Below are 18525 nucleotides of genomic sequence, written 5' to 3' on the forward strand. Positions count from 1 at the left end.
GGCCATAAATCAAACATCTGCCAAAGTACAGATGTGCAATGTCCGGACGCAAAAAAACCGCCAAGCTATCGGGTGCGGTTCTTCCGCTGTGTAAAAGGAGTTCTTACGCTCCATCTCTTTCGAGACCGCGCCAGTATAGCGCGAGTGCTTTGGATGGCAAGTGTTGGATTTTGTATCTGTGCACAGCTAATATCCCGTCCTAATAAAACAAGTTTGATAAGAGGGTGGGAACGATGGAGACAGAGAAGCCTCAACAGCCGAAAAAGCCGTTTGGCCGCAGTTTGAGGGATTTTGGGCAGCTAAAGGCTAGTGAGCAAAAGCTGCTGAAAGCGTGCAGGGTGGGTGCGGTGGCAGTGTTCGGTTCCACAGTGCCTGATAAAGCAACCGTTGAGAACTGTATTCGCGCAGAGTTTCTGCGCTTCTTGCTCTTGGGTGGGGATGAGCGGGCACCTGTGCATGAGTGCGGTGTGCAGCTACAAGGTGCTTATGTTGAGAACCAACTTGATTTGAGTGGTTGTAATGTTCCTAGTGCTTTGCGCTTGCATCTATGCAATTTTCCTGAGTTGATTAATTTTAGTGGCGCAAAGGTTGGCGGTGTTTTCTCTTTAATAGGGAGCTTTTTGGCGAAAGGTCTCAGAGCTGAACGCTTGAAATGTACGGAAAGTGTGTTTTTGTGTGGTGGTTTCAAGTCTCACGGAGAAGTGCAGTTACTAAGTGCGCAGATAGATGACAACCTAAGTTGTACCGACGGTAAGTTCGAACATGTCGGTTTTGCATTAAGTGCTGACGGGGCGAAGATTAGGGGTAATTTAAATCTTAATAATGGATTTGAGGCATTAGGTGTTGTGCGGCTTTTGGGGGCGGAGATAGGGGGGGATCTAAACGGTGAAGGTGGTAGTTTCTTGGCTTGCAACAGTTGGTCTTTAAATTTGGAGGGTGCTGTTGTCAAGAGCCGCTTTCTTTTTCGTAGATTATCTCAGCCGGTATGTGTTTGTGCATCACACATGAATGTTGAGGTGCTGATGGACGACGTTAAGGCGTGGAAAAAGGGCAGCGCCTTAGATGGCTTGCGCTACGGTACGTTCGGTGGTGAAGCACAAACTAATGGTGCGGACAGGATTGCATGGTTGGGAATACAGCACGATGATTACCTCGATGTAAATGAATTTCGACCTCAACCATGGCGTCAATTGCAACGTGTGCTGCGCGAAATTGGACATATAGAAGATGCCAAGCAGGTGGGGATTGCCTATGAGAAGCTTCAGCGCAAGATTGGGCGTGTGGGACTTTCTTCAAAAGGTGAAAATCGAATCGTTGCCTTGTGGAGGCGCGTAACCACACGAAGCGCGCACGGAGTATTTGGTCTGCTGGCGGGGTATGGCTATAGACCTATGCGCTTGTTTACTTGGATGCTTGGTATCTGGTTAGGTTGTGCAGGCCTGTATTGGCTATTGGCTCAACAGCCATTTAACGCGGTCGCACCTTCTGACCCATTGGTGTTTCAAAGCTCAAGTTACGAGCAGTGCCGGCCAAATCAGCTACAACCAGTACAAACTGAAGGGTTGGGTAATTGGCCATCGTGCAGCTTGATGCCGGGTGAATATTCCACTTTCAGCCCATTGGCCTATTCGCTTGATCTGCTGTTGCCAGTGGTTAATTTGGGCTTGGAAGATACTTGGGGCGCATACATACCCTCGGAGGATGAAGGCGAATTTCTTAATATGCGCTGGGGCTACGTGGTGCGGTTTATTGCATGGTTTGAAATCTTGTTTGGTTGGATCAGCAGTCTGCTTTTGGTTGCAACGATCTCTGGTTTTTCGCGTCGCAATGATGAGAGCTGAGTCGGGGTATCTGCAAATCTACAACGCACCCAAATTTCTCATGTTCACGTAGTTGGGCGGGTGCAGTGCTTGCCATAAGGGCGCATTGGCACTATCGAGCCCTTGTGCCTGATGGCTGAAACGCAATCACCAAAGAGTCAGGCAATCCGCTTGAAATGGAATTTCAAATGAAAAAAAGACAGCATTAGCTGTCTTTTTGCGCTCCGCAAACGGAGATTGGAAAACGATGGCATGCGGGCTGGATGCCTGTTTAAACATCCAGTAAAGCGGAGCAGAGCACCCCGCAAACCCGCATCAATACTCACTTGCTTGGTGAGCTTAGAAGGCTGTTGCTCTATCCAACTGAGCTAACGCCACCACATAGTGCGCACATTGCCACAAGGCTGATTGCCTGCCTGCAATGTGTGTAGCCCCGAATCATACCGTGCATTGGCCATGCCTCGGGGCTTGCGATGACTTACTCTTCTTCAAAAACGATCTGGGGTGGGGCCACCACACGGGCCGTTTCGTTCAGGTGGCTCAGGATGCCGTGGCTGTAGAAGCTGTAAGGCGTATCGGGCTCCAGTGCTGCTGCGGCCAGGAATGCCAGTGGCTGGTTCATGCTGACGTAGTAGCTGCCAGGTGCGGCTTCAAAGCTGCTGCGCTGCAGGCTGACCTTGGTGGCCTTGCGCTCGGCCTCGGTGCTGGCTCTGTGGTAGGTCTCCGCATCCATGGACGAGAGTTCGGCCACGCGCTGCACATTGACGCCCATCATGCCCAGGCGCTCTGTGGCTTGAACGGCGTTGGCCGAAAGCCAGTATCCGCAGGCATTGCTGCGTGTGCGCGGTGTGCCAATGCTCAGCGCACTGGTCCAGGCCGTGGTTTTTTGCACCAGCTGTGCACTGGGTACATCCACCAGGGTGACGCTGTGCTGCTCTGTGCCTGGCTGGGCTTGCACGACCAGTGGGCTGCGGCAGGCGTGGGAGGCCACATCGCGTGTCACAAAGGTGTTGACCTGGCGCAGGTCGGCTGCGCGGTGGGCGGCGGTCTCCAGTACGGTGGTCATGGCTTTGACGTGGCTGTGCACACGGCGCTGCAAGTGCGTGCGGCCCAGGTCGCTGCCGCGGCTGACAGCCTCCAGGCTCACCACGTTTTTCAAGGCAGCGGTGTTGCGCAGCGTGGTGGGCTCGGTGGTGCCCATGGCAAAGCCGCTTTCGGCGTTGTTGCCGGTGGCTTCAAAGGCCCAGTCCACCCGCATGCCAGCCTGGCTGAGTGCCTGGCTGACGGGCTGGTGCAGCCATTCGCGGGCGGCCTTGGCGACAAACTCGTGGCCATTGGGGGTGACCGCATATTGCAGTCCCATGTCATTGGCGCGCACGGCGTTAAAGCGCTGCAGCGTGGGCTGGATGGCATCGAATTCACCCGCATCCAGCAGCACGCCGGGGCGGTAGTCACGTGCCAGTTTGGCCAGAAAACGCGCTTCCGGTGTCTGAAGCAGCAGGTGGTCAAAGCGCAGGTCGGTGCCATCCGCGGTGGTGGCAACGCCCTTGGCGAATCCATCCGGGTTGGCGCGGGGCACAAAAATGATGTTGATTTTGTCGAGCAGAGGTTCCAGCAAACCGCCTTGCCCCAGCTCTTTGGCCAGCACCAGCACGGCTTCGGTGGCTGCGGTGTCGGTGCCTTGCTGGCCGGCAACGATCATTACGTTGGGGCGGCCGCTTTCATCCAGCGCCAATGGCGTGATGGCCTTGGCTTTGGTGGCAATCAAGGCGTAGATGGGGGTGCCGCTTTGCGCGCTGCCGCTGTTCAGCACGCCCAGGCGTGGTGAGCCGTTCAGGCTTTGCTGGCTCAGTGCGCGCAGCAACTCAGCCAGCTCGCTGTTGGTGGTGAGGCTGCGGCGCCCGTCGGACAGGCCTGGGGTGCTGTAACGCTCGTTGGGGTCTGGGAACAGTGCCGCAATCGCCGCGCTGTACGGCAGCACTTCCAGGTGTGTGTTGGGGGCGACAGGCGTGACGCTGGCGGTAGTGCCTGTCACGGGGGTGCTGCCCGATGGCGCGCGCTGCGGTGTGGGTGCAGGGGCCGACGAAGAAGCGGGCCATTGCGGCAGCGGGGTGCTGGAGCAGGCCGCCAGTGCCAGTGCCGAGCTGATCAGCAGCCAGCGCGCGGAGCGTGCAGTGGGGGCGTAGCCTGGGTGATCCAGATACGGCGCGAAGACAGGGGCGTTGGGCTTTGTCATAGGGCAGTACATCGCAGAAAACCAAGTGGAGATGATGCCTGGTGTGGCGGGCATATCGGGAGCATCAAGCAAAAGTAGCGGTGATGGTAAGCTGCCGCGTTGCTGGATGCTGTCAGCGCAGGGCGCTAGCCTTCTCGGTGCGAGAGGCCAGCGCCGCAGCGCTGGATCAACGGCGCTTAGCGGTTAAAACCACCGCTACCGCCGCGGCGATTGCCGCCGCCGTTACCACCGTTGCCGCCGCGGAAACCGCCGCCATTGCTGCCGCCGCCATTACCACCGCGGAAGCCGCCACCGCCGTTGCGGCGTGGGCGTTCCATCATCAGGTCGATGCTGGTGCGGGTTGGATCAGGCTGGCCGCCGCTGTTGCCACGCGGTGCGCGCGAAACCGGGGTGCCCAGCTGGGTGCCCAGGTGGGCATTGGCGCGTGGCGGCTGATCGTCAAAACGGCTGTGGCCTTCGCCACCGTAAGAGGCGCGTGGCTCACGCGGTTGGCGAGGCTCGCGGGGCTCACGGGGTGGGCGAGGTGCCTGCTGGCCTTCGCTGCCCATGGCGCTAGGGCCACGGTTGGACTCACGCGAAGGGCGCTGACGCGAACGGTTGTAGCCTTGGCCGCTGCGGCGGTTGGCAGCGTCCTGGTCGGGGCGTCCTGCGCGTTCACCGCGCTCTGCACGGTCCATGTTCGGGGCATCGCCACCATCGCGCATCTCAAAGGAGGCTGCTTGTGCATTGCCACGGGGGGCAAAGCCCTGGCGTGCGGGGCGTCGTGGGCCACCGCGGCGGGGGCCTTGGCCGTCCGCTTCAGGGGCTGCACCTTCTGCACGTGGAGCGCGTTGTGGGCGACCACCGCTGCGCTCACCTTGGGTGGCCTTGGTGGTGCGAATGCGGTCCATCATTTCCTGGCGCGCGGCGCGGGCAGCTGCCTGCATCACGTCACGGCTTGGTGGCTTGCCAGCACCGCCCCAGATGGTTTGGCGGCCCATGGCAATGGGCTCTGCCTTTTCACCTTCGTCGGGGCCAAATTCAGGCATGGGCACCACGGGGATTTCCTGCTTGGTGAAGCGTTCAATCTCCATCATGAAGCCTTCTTCGTCCATGCACACCAAGCTGACGGCATGGCCTTCGCGGCCAGCACGGCCGGTACGGCCAATGCGGTGCACATAGTCTTCGGGCACGTTTGGAATTTCGTAGTTCACCACGTGTGGCAACTCGTCGATGTCGATGCCGCGGGCAGCGATGTCGGTCGCCACCAGTGCGCGCAGCTCGCCGGTCTTGAAGCCGGCCAGCGCCTGGGTACGGGCGCTTTGGCTCTTGTTGCCGTGCAGCGCCATGGCGGTCACGCCGTTTTTGGTCAGAAATTCAGCCACATGGTTGGCGCCGAACTTGGTGCGTGTGAACACCAGCACCTGGTTCCACTGGTTCTCATTGATGATGTGCAGCAACACCTGCTTTTTCTTGGCGCGGCCCACGGGGTGGATCACTTGCTTGATGCGTTGCACCGTGGTGTTGCGGGGGGTGACCTGAATGCTCTCGGGGTTCTTGAGCAGGCTGTTGGCCAGGGTGCGAATTTCGTCGCTGAAGGTGGCCGAGAACAGCAGGCTTTGCTTGTCCGAAGGCACCAGTGCCAGCACCTTCTTCACATCATGGATGAAGCCCATGTCCAGCATGCGGTCGGCTTCGTCCAGCACCAGCATTTCAACCTGGGACAGATCCATGAAGCCTTGCTGCTGCAGATCCAGCAGGCGGCCAGGGGTGGCCACCAGAATGTCCACACCCTTGTTGATGCGGTCAATCTGGGGCTTCATGCCCACGCCGCCGAAGATGACCGTGGTGGTCACGTCCAGGTACTTTGCGTAGGAGCGAATGTTTTCTTCAATCTGCGCGGCCAGCTCACGGGTGGGAGTGAGGATCAGGGCGCGGATGCCGCCAGCGGGGGCTTGCGTGCCGCCCTGGGTCAGGCGGTGCAGCATGGGCAGCGAGAACGCCGCCGTCTTGCCGGTGCCGGTCTGTGCGCCAGCCAGCAGGTCTTTGCCGGTCAGCACGGCGGGAATGGCCTGTGCCTGAATGGGCGTAGGGTTTACGTATCCCTGTTCCAGCACCGCTTTCACGATGGCGGGTGCCAAGTTCAATTCTTCAAATGTCATTGTTGTCGATACGCCCATCCGGGCGCGGGGTATCAGCCTGTCGCAGCAACTTATCGTGTTGCCAAGCCAGTCGTAGGCAGATGAGATTCACAGGATTTGGGAGCCGGAATCGCTTGGGTTGGCGAGTCTTTGTCCCCAGCTGAATGCTGATGCCAAGGGGAAACTGGAGCCCCTGACTATGGATATTGTCGCATGCGGAGATAATCAGTGGTTGGGGCGCCTTGAACTGTGCGCCAAATTTTTATTTTTCTACAAGAATTTGCTGACAAACACATGGCTCAATACGTCTTTTCGATGAACCACCTGACCAAGACTGTGCCCCCAAAGCGCCAGATCTTGAAGGACATTTCGCTGAGTTTTTTCCCGGGCGCCAAGATCGGTGTGCTGGGTCTGAACGGCTCGGGTAAGTCTTCGCTGCTGAAAATCATGGCGGGCGTGGACAAGGAGTTCGAAGGCGAAGCCATCCCCATGCAGGGCCTGTCGATTGGCTACCTGCCCCAGGAACCCCAGCTGAACAACGAACACACCGTGCGCCAGGCTGTGGAAGAAGCCATGGCCGAAGTGAACAATGCCAAGGCCCGCCTGGAAGAGGTCTACGCTGCCTACGCCGAAGAAGATGCAGACTTTGATGCCCTGGCTGCCGAGCAAGGCGAGTTGGAAGCCATCATTGCCGCTGCTGGCACTGACTCCGAGCACCAGCTGGAAATCGCGGCCGATGCGCTGCGCCTGCCCGCATGGGATGCCGTGATCGGCAAGCTGTCCGGTGGTGAAAAGCGCCGCGTGGCCCTGTGCAAGCTGCTGCTGTCCAAGCCCGACATGCTGCTGCTGGATGAGCCCACCAACCACTTGGACGCTGAATCTGTGGATTGGTTGGAGCAGTTCCTGCACCGCTTCTCGGGCACCGTGGTGGCCATTACCCACGATCGCTACTTCCTGGACAACGCTGCCGAGTGGATTTTGGAACTGGACCGTGGCCACGGCATTCCCTACAAGGGCAACTACTCCGACTGGCTGACCCAAAAGGGCAACCGTCTGGAAGCCGAACAAAAGGGCGAAGAAGCCCGTGCCAAGGCCTTGAAGAAGGAATTGGAATGGGTGCGCCAGAACGCCAAGGGTCGCCAAGCCAAGTCCAAGGCTCGTATTGCCCGTTTCGAGGAACTGAGCGATTACGAATACCAACAGCGCAACGAAACGCAGGAAATTTTCATTCCTGTGGCCGAGCGTCTGGGCTCCAAGGTTATTGAGTTCAACAACGTCTCCAAGGCTTTTGGCGACCGTCTGCTGATCGACAACCTGTCCATGAACGTGCCTGCGGGCGCGATCGTCGGCATCATCGGCCCCAACGGCGCCGGTAAGTCGACCCTGTTCAAGCTGATCGCTGGCAAGGAACAACCCGATTCCGGTACCGTGGATATCGGTTCGACCGTGAAGATGGCCTTTGTGGACCAGCACCGCGATGCACTGTCCGACGAAAAGACCGTCTGGGAAGACATCTCCGGTGGTCTGGACATGATCAACGTGGGCAAGTTCACCATGGCCTCGCGTGCCTACGCCGGCCGCTTCAACTTCAACGGCCAAGACCAGCAAAAGAAGGTCGGCATGCTCTCCGGTGGTGAGCGCGGCCGTCTGCACTTGGCCAAGACCCTGATTCAGGGCGGCAACGTGCTGCTGCTGGACGAACCCTCGAACGACTTGGACGTGGAAACCTTGCGCGCGCTGGAAGATGCGCTGCTGGAATACGCGGGTACCGTGATGGTGATCTCGCACGATCGCTGGTTCCTGGACCGTATCGCCACGCACATCCTGGCTGCCGAAGGCGATTCGCAGTGGGTGTTCTTCGACGGTAACTACCAAGAGTACGAAGCCGACAAGAAGAAGCGCCTGGGCGAAGAGGGCGCTGCGCCCAAGCGCTTCCGCTACAAGGCCCTCAAGTAATTGCAGCGGCTTGCGTGAAAAGGCTCCTTTGGGAGCCTTTTTTGTTTCTGGTGTTGATTTGGTGCAGCTTTGTTGCGTGTTGGCGGGGTGAGGCATCGCACTCGGTGTGCACTTCGGCGGGGTAAACCCCCTCGGACCAGCCCGGGGTGGATTTGTATAAACGTAGTCCTTGATCTGGGTCACGCCTGCCAGGAGAGCGGCGCGCCCAGCCCCCCGATGTTTAGGAGAGATTCCCATGCGCTTTGCTTTTTCACCGTCCCGCCGTTGGTACGCTTCACTGGGTGTGGGGGCACTGGCGTGTGCCACCTTGGGCAGCAGCTGGGCATCGGGCTACCCCAGCAAGCCCGTGCGCGTGGTGGTGGGCTTTTCGGCGGGCGGCACCACCGACGTGGTGGCGCGCATCATGGCCAAAGAGCTGACAGAAGCCCTGGGCCAGAGCTTTGTGGTGGACAACCGTGCGGGCGGCGGCAGCAATATTGCCACCGAAGCCGTCAAGGCCGCGCCGGCCGATGGCTACACGCTGCTGTTTGTGGCGGTCACCAGCGCCATCAACCAGTCGCTGTACCCCAAAATCAAGTTTGACCTGATGCGCGACTTTGACGCGGTGGCGCTGGGCGCCAAAGTGCCCAATATTTTGGTGGTACACCCCAGCGTGCCAGCCAAGAACGTCAAGGAATTCATTGAATGGGCGCGCGCCAACAATGACCAGATTTCCTACGCCTCGTCGGGCAGCGGCACTTCGATTCACATGGCGGGCGAGATGTTCAAGGTGCGCACAGGCCTGCAAACCCAGCACGTACCCTACAAGGGCAGCGCGCCAGCGGTGACGGATCTGATTGGTGGCCAGGTGCAGTTCATGTTCGACAACATGCCCGCCTCGTGGCCGCATGTGCAGTCGGGCAAGCTCAAGGCGCTGGCCGTCACCACCAAGACGCGCTCGCCCTCGGCCCCCGATGTGCCCACGCTGGAGGAAAGCGGTGTGGCCCCGTTCGATGTGACTTCGTGGTTTGGCCTGATCGCACCCAAGGGCACGCCCAAGGATGTCATCGACAAGCTCAACAAGGCCATGAATGCGGCGTTTGACAAGCCCGAGGTGCAGCAGGCCTATGCCAAGCTGGGCGCGGTGTCGCAGAAGAACACGCCGCAGGATTTCAGCAACTTCATCCGCCAAGAGGTGCAGACCTGGGCACCGGTGGTCAAGGCCTCGGGCGCCACGGTCGATTGAACTTGCCGCACTGATTGCTGAAAAAATAGGAGCTGCCAGCGACTGATATGCCTAGGATTGCGATGTAAAACCATCGCAGTCCGAGGGCAGATAGGCGCAGGCAGCTCACTTTTTTTGGATCTACGTCTGCCATGCCGTTTCCTTCTTCTGCACCGTCCGATGTGGCAGCGCCGCCCAAGCCAACCGCTGCTGCGGATGGGCCGCCGGCAGACCCGCTTTCTCCGCAGGGCTTGACGACTGCCGAGCAGGACTTGCTGCGGCGCTACCAGCAGCTCGATGCCACGCCGCGCCGTAGCGCGCAGTTGTTGGCTGTGGAACTGCTGCCGCCGCTGGCTTTGGTAGCCCTGTGGGCCTGGAGCGGGCACGCCGTGTTTTTGCTGGCGCTGATCACCGTGCAAGTGGGCTTTAACGTGCTGCGGGTGCTGCGCCAGCGCCGCAGCTTGCGGCAGTTGCAGCGCATTGCCAGCAAGACGCTGCCACCCTAGCCGTTGCTGCCGGCGCGGGCACAAACCTCAGCGCTGTTGCTGCCAGTCGCTCCAGCTGGGCAGCCGGTCTTGCCCGGCCACTTCCACCGACTGCGCCAGCAGCACGGCCCGCGCCGTAGCAATGGCCACAGCTTCGGCAGCCAAGGTGCTCAGCGTCATCATGCCCAGCGTTTTGCCGGCTTGGCCGGTACCCAGCGCGAACAGCGTGTCGCCATCGCTCAGGGTGTGCACGGGGTTGATGGCGCGTGCCAGCCCGTCGTGCGCCGTCACGGCCAGGCGGTGGGCCTGGGCCTTGGTGATCTGTGCGTCGGTGGCTACCACGCCAATCGTGGTGTTGCTGCCCGCCAAAATGCTGCTGGCGTTGTCACCGCGCAGCAGTGCATCCCGGGCGTTCAGCAAGGTGCGGCTGTCGGCGCTGCGCGCTCCGGCCAGCAGCGTGCCGGTGTACGGGTCGTAGACATCGCCCAGCGCATTGCAAGCCACCAGCGCGCCCACGGTCACGCCCTGCACGGTGATGCTGGCCGTGCCAATGCCGCCTTTCATGGCGCGCTGCCAGCCAAACAGCTTGCCGATCACCGCGCCTGCACCAGCCCCCACGCTGCCTTCGGCTGGGCGCTGGGCGCTGGCGGCCTGGCATGCGGTGTAGCCAGCCGCGGCATCAGGGCGGATACGCATATCCCCCAGCATCACATCAAACAGCACGGCCGCTGGCACCAGCGGAATACGGCCTACACCAATGTCCAGGCCCGCGCCTTGCTCTTCCAGCCAGCGCACCGCACCAGTGGCCGCATCCAGCCCCCAGGCGCTGCCGCCCGCCAGCACGATGCCGTGTACCTGCTGCACCAGATTGCTGGGGTGCAGCAGATCGGTCTCGCGCGTGCCGGGGGCGGCGCCGCGCACGTCCACCCCGGCCATGGCCCCTTCGGGGCACAGCACCACCGAGCAGCCGGTAGGGCGGCGCGTGTCGGTGCAATGCCCTACGCGAATGCCTTGCACCAGGCCGATGTGCCCGGTGTGTGCCAGAAGTTGCTTATGCATGCATTGCCTTTGCTGGGTTGTTTCTTATGCTGAATTTGAATAAACAGCTGTCGAAATGATATTTAGGGTATGCCCTGAAAGCGCGCATACTGCTGTCCGATCAACGGTACTGCCCGTGCCACCGCCGCATTGTGGCGCAGTGCCCTCACCCCCTATTTTTCCAGGAGCCTTCATGTCCGATCGCATTTCTTTCCAGGCCGGCCGCCGTGCCGTTGTTGCCACTGCTGTGCTGGCCCTCGCTGGCGTGATGGCGGCACCTGTCATGGCCCAGGACGCGGCCAAGAAAACGCTGAAGATTGGTGCCACCGCTGGCTCCAACTACGACCTGCTGCAAGAAGGCATCGTGCCCCAGCTCAAGGCCAAGGGCTACACCGTCAAGCTCATCGAATTCAACGACTACGTACAGCCCAACCTGGCGCTGGACGATGGCTCGCTGGATGCCAACTTCTTCCAGCACCGTGCCTACTTTGACCAGTTCACCAAAGACCGCAAGCTGGCGCTGAGCGCCATTGCTCAAGGCCCTGTGGCGCCCATGGGCGTGTACTCCAAGAAGTTCAAGAGCGTCAACGACCTCAAGAACGGTGCCCGCGTGGCTTTGCCCAACGACCCCAGTAACCTGGCGCGCGCACTGCTGGTGCTGCAGCAGGCTGGCCTCATCAAGATCAAGGACGGCGTGAGCCCCGCCCGCGTGTCTGAGCTGGATCTGGCCGAAAACAAGCACAAGCTCAAATTCCTGCCCCTGGATGCTGCACACCTGCCCCGTGCCCTGGAAGATGCCGACTTTGTGGTGGTCAACGGCAACTTCGCCATGTCTTCGGGCCTGAAGCTGACGGAAGCCGTGGTGCTGGAAAAAACCCCCGACCTGTATCTGAACGTGGTGGCGGTCAAGAGCAGCAACGAAGCCACGCAATGGGCCAAGGATTTGGCAGCGGCCTACCGCTCGGCAGAGTTCAAGCACGTAGTGGACACCAAGTTTGTCGGTTACGTGAAGCCTGCTTTCCTGCAGTAAACACTGCAGCGGTCCCCCAGCGCCCAGCGCTGGCGGGCCAGCATCCTCTGCGAAGGGCTGCCACAGGGCAGCCCTTTTTGGTGGCGGCAGTGACTGCCTCCCTGCGCGCAGCCCATGCTCTGCATATAAGAAGAAATTTATAAGCAGAACATTTTTTATTATTTTGAGCTTGATGTGCTTGTCGGGATACTGGCTGCACCAACACGGCAGCCATAAGCCGTGTGATGCCTTTCTAACCCGGAGACAAGCACCATGCACCGCATCACCCCCCGCCGCCGCCTGCTGGCCGCGGCACTCACCCTGTCGCTGGCCAGCTGGGCCGCCGTACCTGCGCTGGCCCAAGACGCCAGCAAACCGCAGCTGACCATTGGCGGCACCGCAGGCTCCAACATTGACCAGCTGCAAGCAGGCATCGTGCCGCTGCTCAAGGCCAAGGGCTACAAAGTCAAGCTGGTGGAGTTCAACGACTATGTGCAGCCCAACCTGGCGCTGGCCGATGGCTCACTGGACGCCAACTTCTTCCAGCACGAGGTCTACTTCAACCACTTCAAGGGCGACCGCAAGCTGGACCTGAAAGCCCTGGTGCAAGGTCCCATCGCGCCGATGGGCGTGTACTCCAAACAGCGCAAAAGCCTGGCCGAGCTGAAAGAGGGCGACCGCGTGGCCTTGCCCAACGACGCCAGCAACCTGGCGCGCGGCCTGCTTTTGCTGCAGCAGGCGGGGCTGGTCAAGCTCAAGCCGGGTGTGAACCCGCTGCGCGTGTCAGAGCTGGACCTGGCCGAGAACCCCAAGAAGATCAAGCTGGTGCCGCTGGATGCAGCCCACCTGCCGCGCTCCCTCGATGACGTGCAGTACGCCATCATCAATGGCAACTTTGCCATCTCATCGGGCCTGAAACTGAGCGAAGCCGTACTGCTGGAGAAAACCCCCGACCATTACCTGAACATCGTGGCCGTCAAAACCAAGGACCAGGGCGCGCAATGGGCCAAAGACCTGGAGAGCGCTTTCCGCTCGGCAGCGTTCAAGCAGGTGGTGGACAGCCAGTTTGCTGGCTACGCCAAACCAGCGTTCTTGCAGTAAGCCTGTCGCGTGCACCGCGCACGCCACGCTGGCCCGCACAAGCAGCCCATGGGCTGCTTTTTTGTGTGCCAGCGTTTCGTGCCAGAGGGCTCCTGCGGTGCGGTCGCTCGATCCCTACCGCTATTCCTGCCGGTGTAAGTGGGTCAGGAGCTTTAGAGGAAATAGCCAGTTATCGCCGATGCAGCCAGTGCTTGGTGCTACTAAAAAATAAGCAACCCCGCGCAGACGGGTGGCTGTACAGCGTAGCGCCCTGCGTTGCTAGGGAATAGTTGGCTGTTTGTTGCAAGGTGTAAATATTGGATACCATTGGCACAACCGTTCGTCAGGGTTGAGGGTGGCCGATGAGCGGTTTCTGCGGCCTCGCGCGCTTTTTCGCAGATTGTTTGATATGAACCGCATCTACCACCACATTTGGAACGCCACGCTGGGAACTTGGGTGGCCGCGCCAGAAACCGCGCGCGCCGGGAGGGCTGGCCAGCGCAGGGTGCGCCCGTCGCGGCGCTGCCTGGCATGTGGGGGGGCAGGCGGGGCACCGCTGGCTGTCGCCATGGCGCTGGGGCTGGCAAGCTCGGGGGCCATGGCCTACTCGCCGCCCTCTATCAATGTGGCGGCGGAGGTGAGCGAGTCCATGAGCAATTTGACCTACCCCGTCAATACTTTCTCCGGTGGGGAGATCGCTGCGAATGGAACGCTGGACATCACCTCCAGCTATATCCTGAACAATAACTGGGGCACCCTGAATAACCGGGGCACGCTGAACAACGCGGGCACCCTGAATAACCTGAGCACCCTGAATAACCTGAGCACCCTGGTGAACGGCAATTTCAGCATGCTGAAAAACAGCGGGGCCTTGAACAACGCCCTTGCGCTGGACAATTACGGCACGCTGAACAATGACCAGAGCGGTGTTTTGAACAACAGCAGACAGTTGGTTAACTATGGCAAGCTGACCAACGCGGGGGCATTGCTCAACTTTGGCACCCTCGGCAATTCCAGCGAATCACAGCTCAACCCGGATGACGGTCTGACGAATGCGGGCAGCTTGCACAACTATGGTGTGCTGAACAATGACAGCCGCAGTGTTTTGACGAACCTGGCCGGGGCCGAGCTGGTCAACGAAGTGAATGGTGTGCTGAATAACTGGGGGATGTTGGTCAACAACGGGACGTTGATCAACAAGGGCACGCTGCAGATGGGGACTGGTGGTATGGCCGGGACTTTGCAGGGCAACCTCACCAATGATGGCCTCCTGGAGTTTATGCACCAAGATACATCGCGCTTTGAAGGCCAAATCACCGGTACTGGAAGTGTGAACAAAAAAGGCAGTGGCACCTTGGTTCTGAGTGGGAACAGCAGCAGCTTTGCTGGCAACACGCTGGTTGCTGCAGGGACTTTGGTGCTCAATGGCTCAGCCAAGCTGGGCGGGCGGGTGACCGTTAGCAGTGGCGGCACGCTGGCCGGGACGGGCAGTGTAGGCAGCGCCGGCATCACCACCACCGTGTTGGGGGGGGGCACCATTGCGACGGGGCTGATGACCACGGCCGGGACACCCTACGGCACGCTGCGCGTGCTGGGAGATTTGGTGATGTCTGCAGGCTCCACCTACCAGGTCCAGGCCGACCCCAATTCCACCACCAGCAGTCTGATCAAGGTGGCGGGCAAGGCCACGTTGGCGGGCAGTGTGGTGCATGTGGGCGTCTCATCGAATGCGGCGACGGACTTTCAGCTGGGCCAGCGCTACACCATCTTGGAGGCCAGCCAGATCGAGGGTCAGTTTGATACACAGGCCACGCGCTATGCCTACCTGAATGCCTTGCTGCACTACACCGACCACGCGGTGATGCTGGAGTTGACGCGCAAGGCCAGCATCGGTTTTGCCGATCTGTCCGCCAGCCCTAACCAGGCTGCCGTGGCCCGTGTGATCGAGCAACTGCCTGCCAGCAGTGCGCTCTACCAATTCGTGCAGTCGCTGCCAGCGGGCACACCAGCGGCCGTGTTTGCCAGCCTTTCAGGAGATACCCAAGCCAGCGTGGTGGGCAGTCTGGCGGGGCTGGGGGCTTTGGCGCCCAGCATCAGCCAGCAGCACCTGCGCAGCAATATGACGGCTGGCTGGCGTGCTGGTGCACCGATTGCGCAAAGCGATGGTCCGTTGCCCGCTTCGGCCTGGCCTTCGTCCAAGGCCTTGCCGGCATGGGCTGAGGTGGTGGGTCATTGGCAAAGCTACGACGGTGATGGCAATGCCGCGCGCTTGAAACAGCGCACCACGGGCCTGTTTCTGGGGATGGACGAGGAAGTGGGTGAGCGTGGCTGGCGCGTGGGGGGCTCGCTGGGTTACACCCAGGCCGACGGCCAGGTGGCGGACCGATCTTCTGCATCCGATGTGAGTAGTTACAGCGCCGCCGTGTATGGCGGCAAGACCTTGGGGTCCGGAACGGGGCCGCGCATTAATCTGCTGGGGGGGCTGGCCTACACCTGGCACCACATCGAGACGCGCCGCAGCGTGGCCAGCCTGAACCAGACACTGCAGGCCAACTACAGCGCCAACACCGCCCAGATGTTTGCCGAAGTGGGCTATGCCATCGGTCAATACGATGCGGTGGGTTTTGAGCCCTTTGTGGGCGTGAGTCTGGGCGAACTGCGCACCCGCAGCTTCCAGGAGCGCGGCGGTTTTGCCGCACTGCATAGCGCGTCCAGCCGTGGCAGCATGGCCAGCACCACACTGGGCCTGCGGGCGCACCGCGATGTCAGCGTGGCAGGCAAGGAAGGCTGCGTGCGTGCCACATTTGGCTGGCGCCATGCGCTGGGTGATGTGACCACCAGCAAGACGATGGCGTTTGAAGGCGGGCAGAACTTCACCGTGGCCGGTGTGCCACTGGCGCGCAACACGGCGCTGCTGGGGCTGGAAGGAGAGCTGGCCTTGCACCGTGGTGCAGCCGTGGTGCTGGGCTACCAAGGCGAGCTGGGCAGCGGTCAGCACGACCATGCCGTGAATGTGAAGCTGCGCTGGGCGTTCTGAGTCCCGCCCACGCGCTGCGACAAAGCCCTGCCCGTGTGAACGGGCAGGGCTTTTATTTTTGGGTGAAAAAGGCTGCTAGCCCTTTGTTGGAAAGCGCTGGCAGCTATGGAAATAAAAGTGCGCCCGGTGTGTTCACCCGGGCGCACGCACGCCGGCGGCGCAAAAGGCCTTGTCCGCCTAGCGGTAGCTGGTGAATACCGTGGTGCTGACGCCGCTGCCCATCAGGTGCTTGGTGACCAGCAGCACGTCATATGGGTCTTTGCGCCCGCCATACACCGCACCGTCCATGCCGGGGCTGCCAATGGGCATGCCGGGCACGGTAATGCCCAAGGCTTTGGGTTTGGCTTGCAGCAGCTTGCGCACATCGGTGGCTGGCACATGGCCTTCCACCACATAGCCACCCACCAACGCGGTGTGGCACGAACCCAGCGCGACCGGCAGGCCCAGCCGGGCGCGCACGGCGGCATTGCCACCGTTGTGCACCTGCACGCTAAAGCCGTTGGCTTGCATGTGGTCGATCCAGTCCTGGCAGCAGCCGCAGCTGGCGTCTTTCCAGACTTCCACGGCCATGCTGGCGGGGCCAGGCGCGACTGCCGGGCTGGCCGCCCAGAGGGCGGGTGGGGTGCCCAGTACGGCGGCACTGGCGCCCAGGCGCAGCAGGGCGGTGCGGCGGGACAGGGTGGGGGTGGTGGAAGCGGTGGTCATGGTGCAATCCTGGTGGTGGCGCTGGCTGGGGCGGTGCTGGCGGGGGTGACAGTGATGCTGCCGCGCATGCCCGCCTGGTAGTGCCCGGCAATCAGGCAGGCAAAGTCAAAGGTGCCGGGGCGGTTGAAGGTCCAGATCAGCTCGCCCTGGCGCTGGGGCTGCACGTGGGCCATGAAGGCGTCGCCGTGCTGCATGTCGGCGTGCTGGAGCATGGCCTGGGCATGCGCATCCAGCGTGGCGGCGGTGCCCAGCACAATTTCATGCAGGATCTGGCCCGCATTTTCCACGCGCAGGCGCACGGTCTCGCCTTGCGCCACGGTCAGCTGGCTGGGGGTAAAGCGCATGTCATCGCTCATGCGCAAGGTGATGGTGCGCGTGACGGCGGCGGGCTGGCCCGCGATGCCCCATGGCTGTTGCACGGGCGCAGCCGGTGCCGACGGGTGCGTGCCGTGGTGGCCAGGCATGGTGTGTCCGGCGTGGTGATCGGCTTCGGGTGTATGCGCAAAAACGGCGCTAGCGCTTAACAGTAAAGCGCTGGCAGCTATGAATTGTGAAATGCTTTTCATGACAAAGAGGTCCATTGAGCGGAGCATAGGCCTGCCTGTGGTGGGGCAGCTGCAAGGGAGGAATACGCCGCAAGGGCGTCAGCGCTCAGGCAATGGGGGGCTTGATGGGGCTGCGCAGCGGTGCGCTGGCCAGTGCAACGGCCTGCTCAGCCGGGCGTGTGCCGGGGGCTGCGGCCGGGATGGGGGGCAGCATGTGGGTGGTGCAGCCCGGGGTGTGGCACATCAGGCAACTGCTGCAGGCGCTGTCGTCCGCAGTGTGGCTGCCGTCGTCGGGCAGGGTAGCGTCAGCGTTGGCGCAGTGGGCACTGGCGGGGTGCGCCGTGATCGCTGTGGCCGCAGCAGGTGCTGCAGCCATCTGCGTGCCGGTCTGGCCCCTGGCGTGGGGGGCAGCCTGGTGGGGTGAATGGGCGATATGGGCGCTCTGGCTGACGGCGGCCACCACGGGCGGTGGCAGCAGCTCCATGGCCATGGCATCGCCCAGCAGGCCGCGCAGGGCCAGCAGTGCCACCATGAACCAGGATAAATAAGAACGCATCACTGCATGATGCCGCGATGGGGGCAGAAGTTCCCCGGTCAGGTGGGCGATGCCCTGCAGCCAGATCAAGCTTTGTGCGTGCTGGCGGGTGTCAGCCACCGTAGCGGCCGGGGCGGTGGTTCATGGACAGCACCTGGTTGAGTGTGAGGGCGGCCAGAATCGACCACAGCGCGCGCTCCACATCCACAATGAAGAAGGCGCTCAGCAGGATCAGGCAGTCCAGCGCCATCTGCACATAACCGGCACGCCAGCCGTAGCGCTGCTGCAGGTACAGCGCGGCAATGCCCAGCCCGCCCATGGAGCAGCGGTGGCGAAACAGCACCAGCATGCCCACGCCCATGAGCATGCCGCCGACGACAGCCGCGTAGGGCGCCTGGATGGTGGCCAGCTGGAAAAAGCGCGGCTGCAGCTCTGTCACCAGCGACAGCAGGCCCACGGTGCAGAAGGTTTTGAGGGTGAAGGCCCAGCCCATTTTGCGGATGGCCAGCCAGTAAAACGGCAGGTTCAGCAAGAAGAACCACACGCCAAAGCCGATGCCGGTGGCGTAGTACAGGGCAAAGCCCAGACCGGCCATGCCGCCGGTAACCAGCCCCGCCTGCTTGAAAAATGCCACGCCCACCGACACCAGCAGCACGCCGGTGATGATGGCGGCCACGTCTTCGAGGGTGGTGTGTGGTGGGGGGGCGGGGGGCTGGCGGTGGGCGGGGGAAGGAGAACTCATGAAGGGCAATCGG

The 18525-nt window shown here is 61.4% G+C and carries 14 protein-coding genes; 7 read left to right on the plus strand and 7 right to left on the minus strand.

The window, feature by feature from the left end; all coding sequences use genetic code 11:
- Positions 1-233: 233 nt before the first annotated feature.
- Positions 234-1841 (plus strand): hypothetical protein, encoded by a 1608-nt coding sequence (locus tag AC27VO_RS10810; RefSeq protein WP_488666724.1) that lies wholly within the window; start codon positions 234-236, stop codon positions 1839-1841.
- 457 nt (positions 1842-2298) lie between these two features.
- Here AC27VO_RS10810 and AC27VO_RS10815 read toward each other — a convergent pair whose 3' ends face one another.
- Both AC27VO_RS10815 and AC27VO_RS10820 read right to left on the minus strand, forming a co-directional pair.
- Positions 2299-4056: a M14 family zinc carboxypeptidase gene (locus AC27VO_RS10815; RefSeq protein ID WP_488666725.1), complete on the minus strand. Its 1758-nt coding sequence runs from the start codon at positions 4054-4056 to the stop codon at positions 2299-2301.
- A 176-nt stretch (positions 4057-4232) separates the two neighbouring features.
- Positions 4233-6197, minus strand: coding sequence for a DEAD/DEAH box helicase (locus AC27VO_RS10820; RefSeq protein WP_488666726.1), 1965 nt, complete (start codon positions 6195-6197; stop codon positions 4233-4235).
- 273 nt (positions 6198-6470) lie between these two features.
- Here AC27VO_RS10820 and ettA point away from each other — a divergent pair, with 273 nt between their 5' ends.
- The 3 genes from ettA to AC27VO_RS10835 all read left to right on the plus strand — a co-directional run bounded on the left by ettA (position 6471) and on the right by AC27VO_RS10835 (position 9842).
- Positions 6471-8132, plus strand: a complete 1662-nt coding sequence (ettA, locus tag AC27VO_RS10825; protein ID WP_488666727.1) for an energy-dependent translational throttle protein EttA — start codon at positions 6471-6473, stop codon at positions 8130-8132.
- A 235-nt stretch (positions 8133-8367) separates the two neighbouring features.
- Positions 8368-9357, plus strand: a complete 990-nt coding sequence (locus tag AC27VO_RS10830) for a Bug family tripartite tricarboxylate transporter substrate binding protein (protein ID WP_488666728.1) — start codon at positions 8368-8370, stop codon at positions 9355-9357.
- Between the two features lie 131 nt (positions 9358-9488).
- Positions 9489-9842 (plus strand): hypothetical protein, encoded by a 354-nt coding sequence (locus tag AC27VO_RS10835; RefSeq protein ID WP_488666729.1) that lies wholly within the window; start codon positions 9489-9491, stop codon positions 9840-9842.
- Between the two features lie 27 nt (positions 9843-9869).
- Here the strand turns inward: AC27VO_RS10835 and AC27VO_RS10840 are convergent, their stop codons facing one another.
- The gene (locus AC27VO_RS10840) at positions 9870-10880 is read right to left on the minus strand and encodes a P1 family peptidase (RefSeq protein ID WP_488666730.1); all 1011 of its coding nucleotides are present in this window, start codon (positions 10878-10880) and stop codon (positions 9870-9872) included.
- 172 nt (positions 10881-11052) lie between these two features.
- On the opposite strand from AC27VO_RS10840, the gene AC27VO_RS10845 reads away from it, so the two are divergent.
- The 3 genes from AC27VO_RS10845 (at position 11053) to AC27VO_RS10855 (ending at position 15985) form a co-directional block, all read left to right on the plus strand.
- Complete coding sequence (locus tag AC27VO_RS10845) at positions 11053-11889, plus strand: MetQ/NlpA family ABC transporter substrate-binding protein (protein WP_488666731.1); 837 nt, start codon at positions 11053-11055, stop codon at positions 11887-11889.
- Positions 11890-12141: 252 nt separating this feature from the next.
- The gene (locus tag AC27VO_RS10850; RefSeq protein WP_488666732.1) at positions 12142-12969 is read left to right on the plus strand and encodes a MetQ/NlpA family ABC transporter substrate-binding protein; all 828 of its coding nucleotides are present in this window, start codon (positions 12142-12144) and stop codon (positions 12967-12969) included.
- Between the two features lie 388 nt (positions 12970-13357).
- Complete coding sequence (locus AC27VO_RS10855; RefSeq protein ID WP_488666733.1) at positions 13358-15985, plus strand: autotransporter domain-containing protein; 2628 nt, start codon at positions 13358-13360, stop codon at positions 15983-15985.
- 177 nt (positions 15986-16162) lie between these two features.
- Here AC27VO_RS10855 and AC27VO_RS10860 read toward each other — a convergent pair whose 3' ends face one another.
- From AC27VO_RS10860 to AC27VO_RS10875, 4 genes are all read right to left on the minus strand, one after another.
- The gene (locus AC27VO_RS10860) at positions 16163-16690 is read right to left on the minus strand and encodes a DUF411 domain-containing protein (protein WP_488666734.1); all 528 of its coding nucleotides are present in this window, start codon (positions 16688-16690) and stop codon (positions 16163-16165) included.
- Complete coding sequence (locus tag AC27VO_RS10865) at positions 16687-17256, minus strand: cupredoxin domain-containing protein (RefSeq protein ID WP_488666735.1); 570 nt, start codon at positions 17254-17256, stop codon at positions 16687-16689. Before AC27VO_RS10865 ends, AC27VO_RS10860 begins: the two co-directional genes overlap by 4 nt.
- Positions 17257-17341: 85 nt before the next feature.
- Positions 17342-17791, minus strand: coding sequence for a hypothetical protein (locus AC27VO_RS10870; RefSeq protein WP_488666736.1), 450 nt, complete (start codon positions 17789-17791; stop codon positions 17342-17344).
- A 91-nt stretch (positions 17792-17882) separates the two neighbouring features.
- Positions 17883-18512 carry a YitT family protein gene (locus tag AC27VO_RS10875; RefSeq protein ID WP_488666737.1) on the minus strand — a complete coding sequence of 210 codons (630 nt, stop codon included), beginning with the start codon at positions 18510-18512 and terminating at the stop codon, positions 17883-17885.
- Positions 18513-18525 lie beyond the last annotated feature (13 nt).

It is taken from the genome of Comamonas sp. 14P8.1.4 (assembly GCF_057799285.1).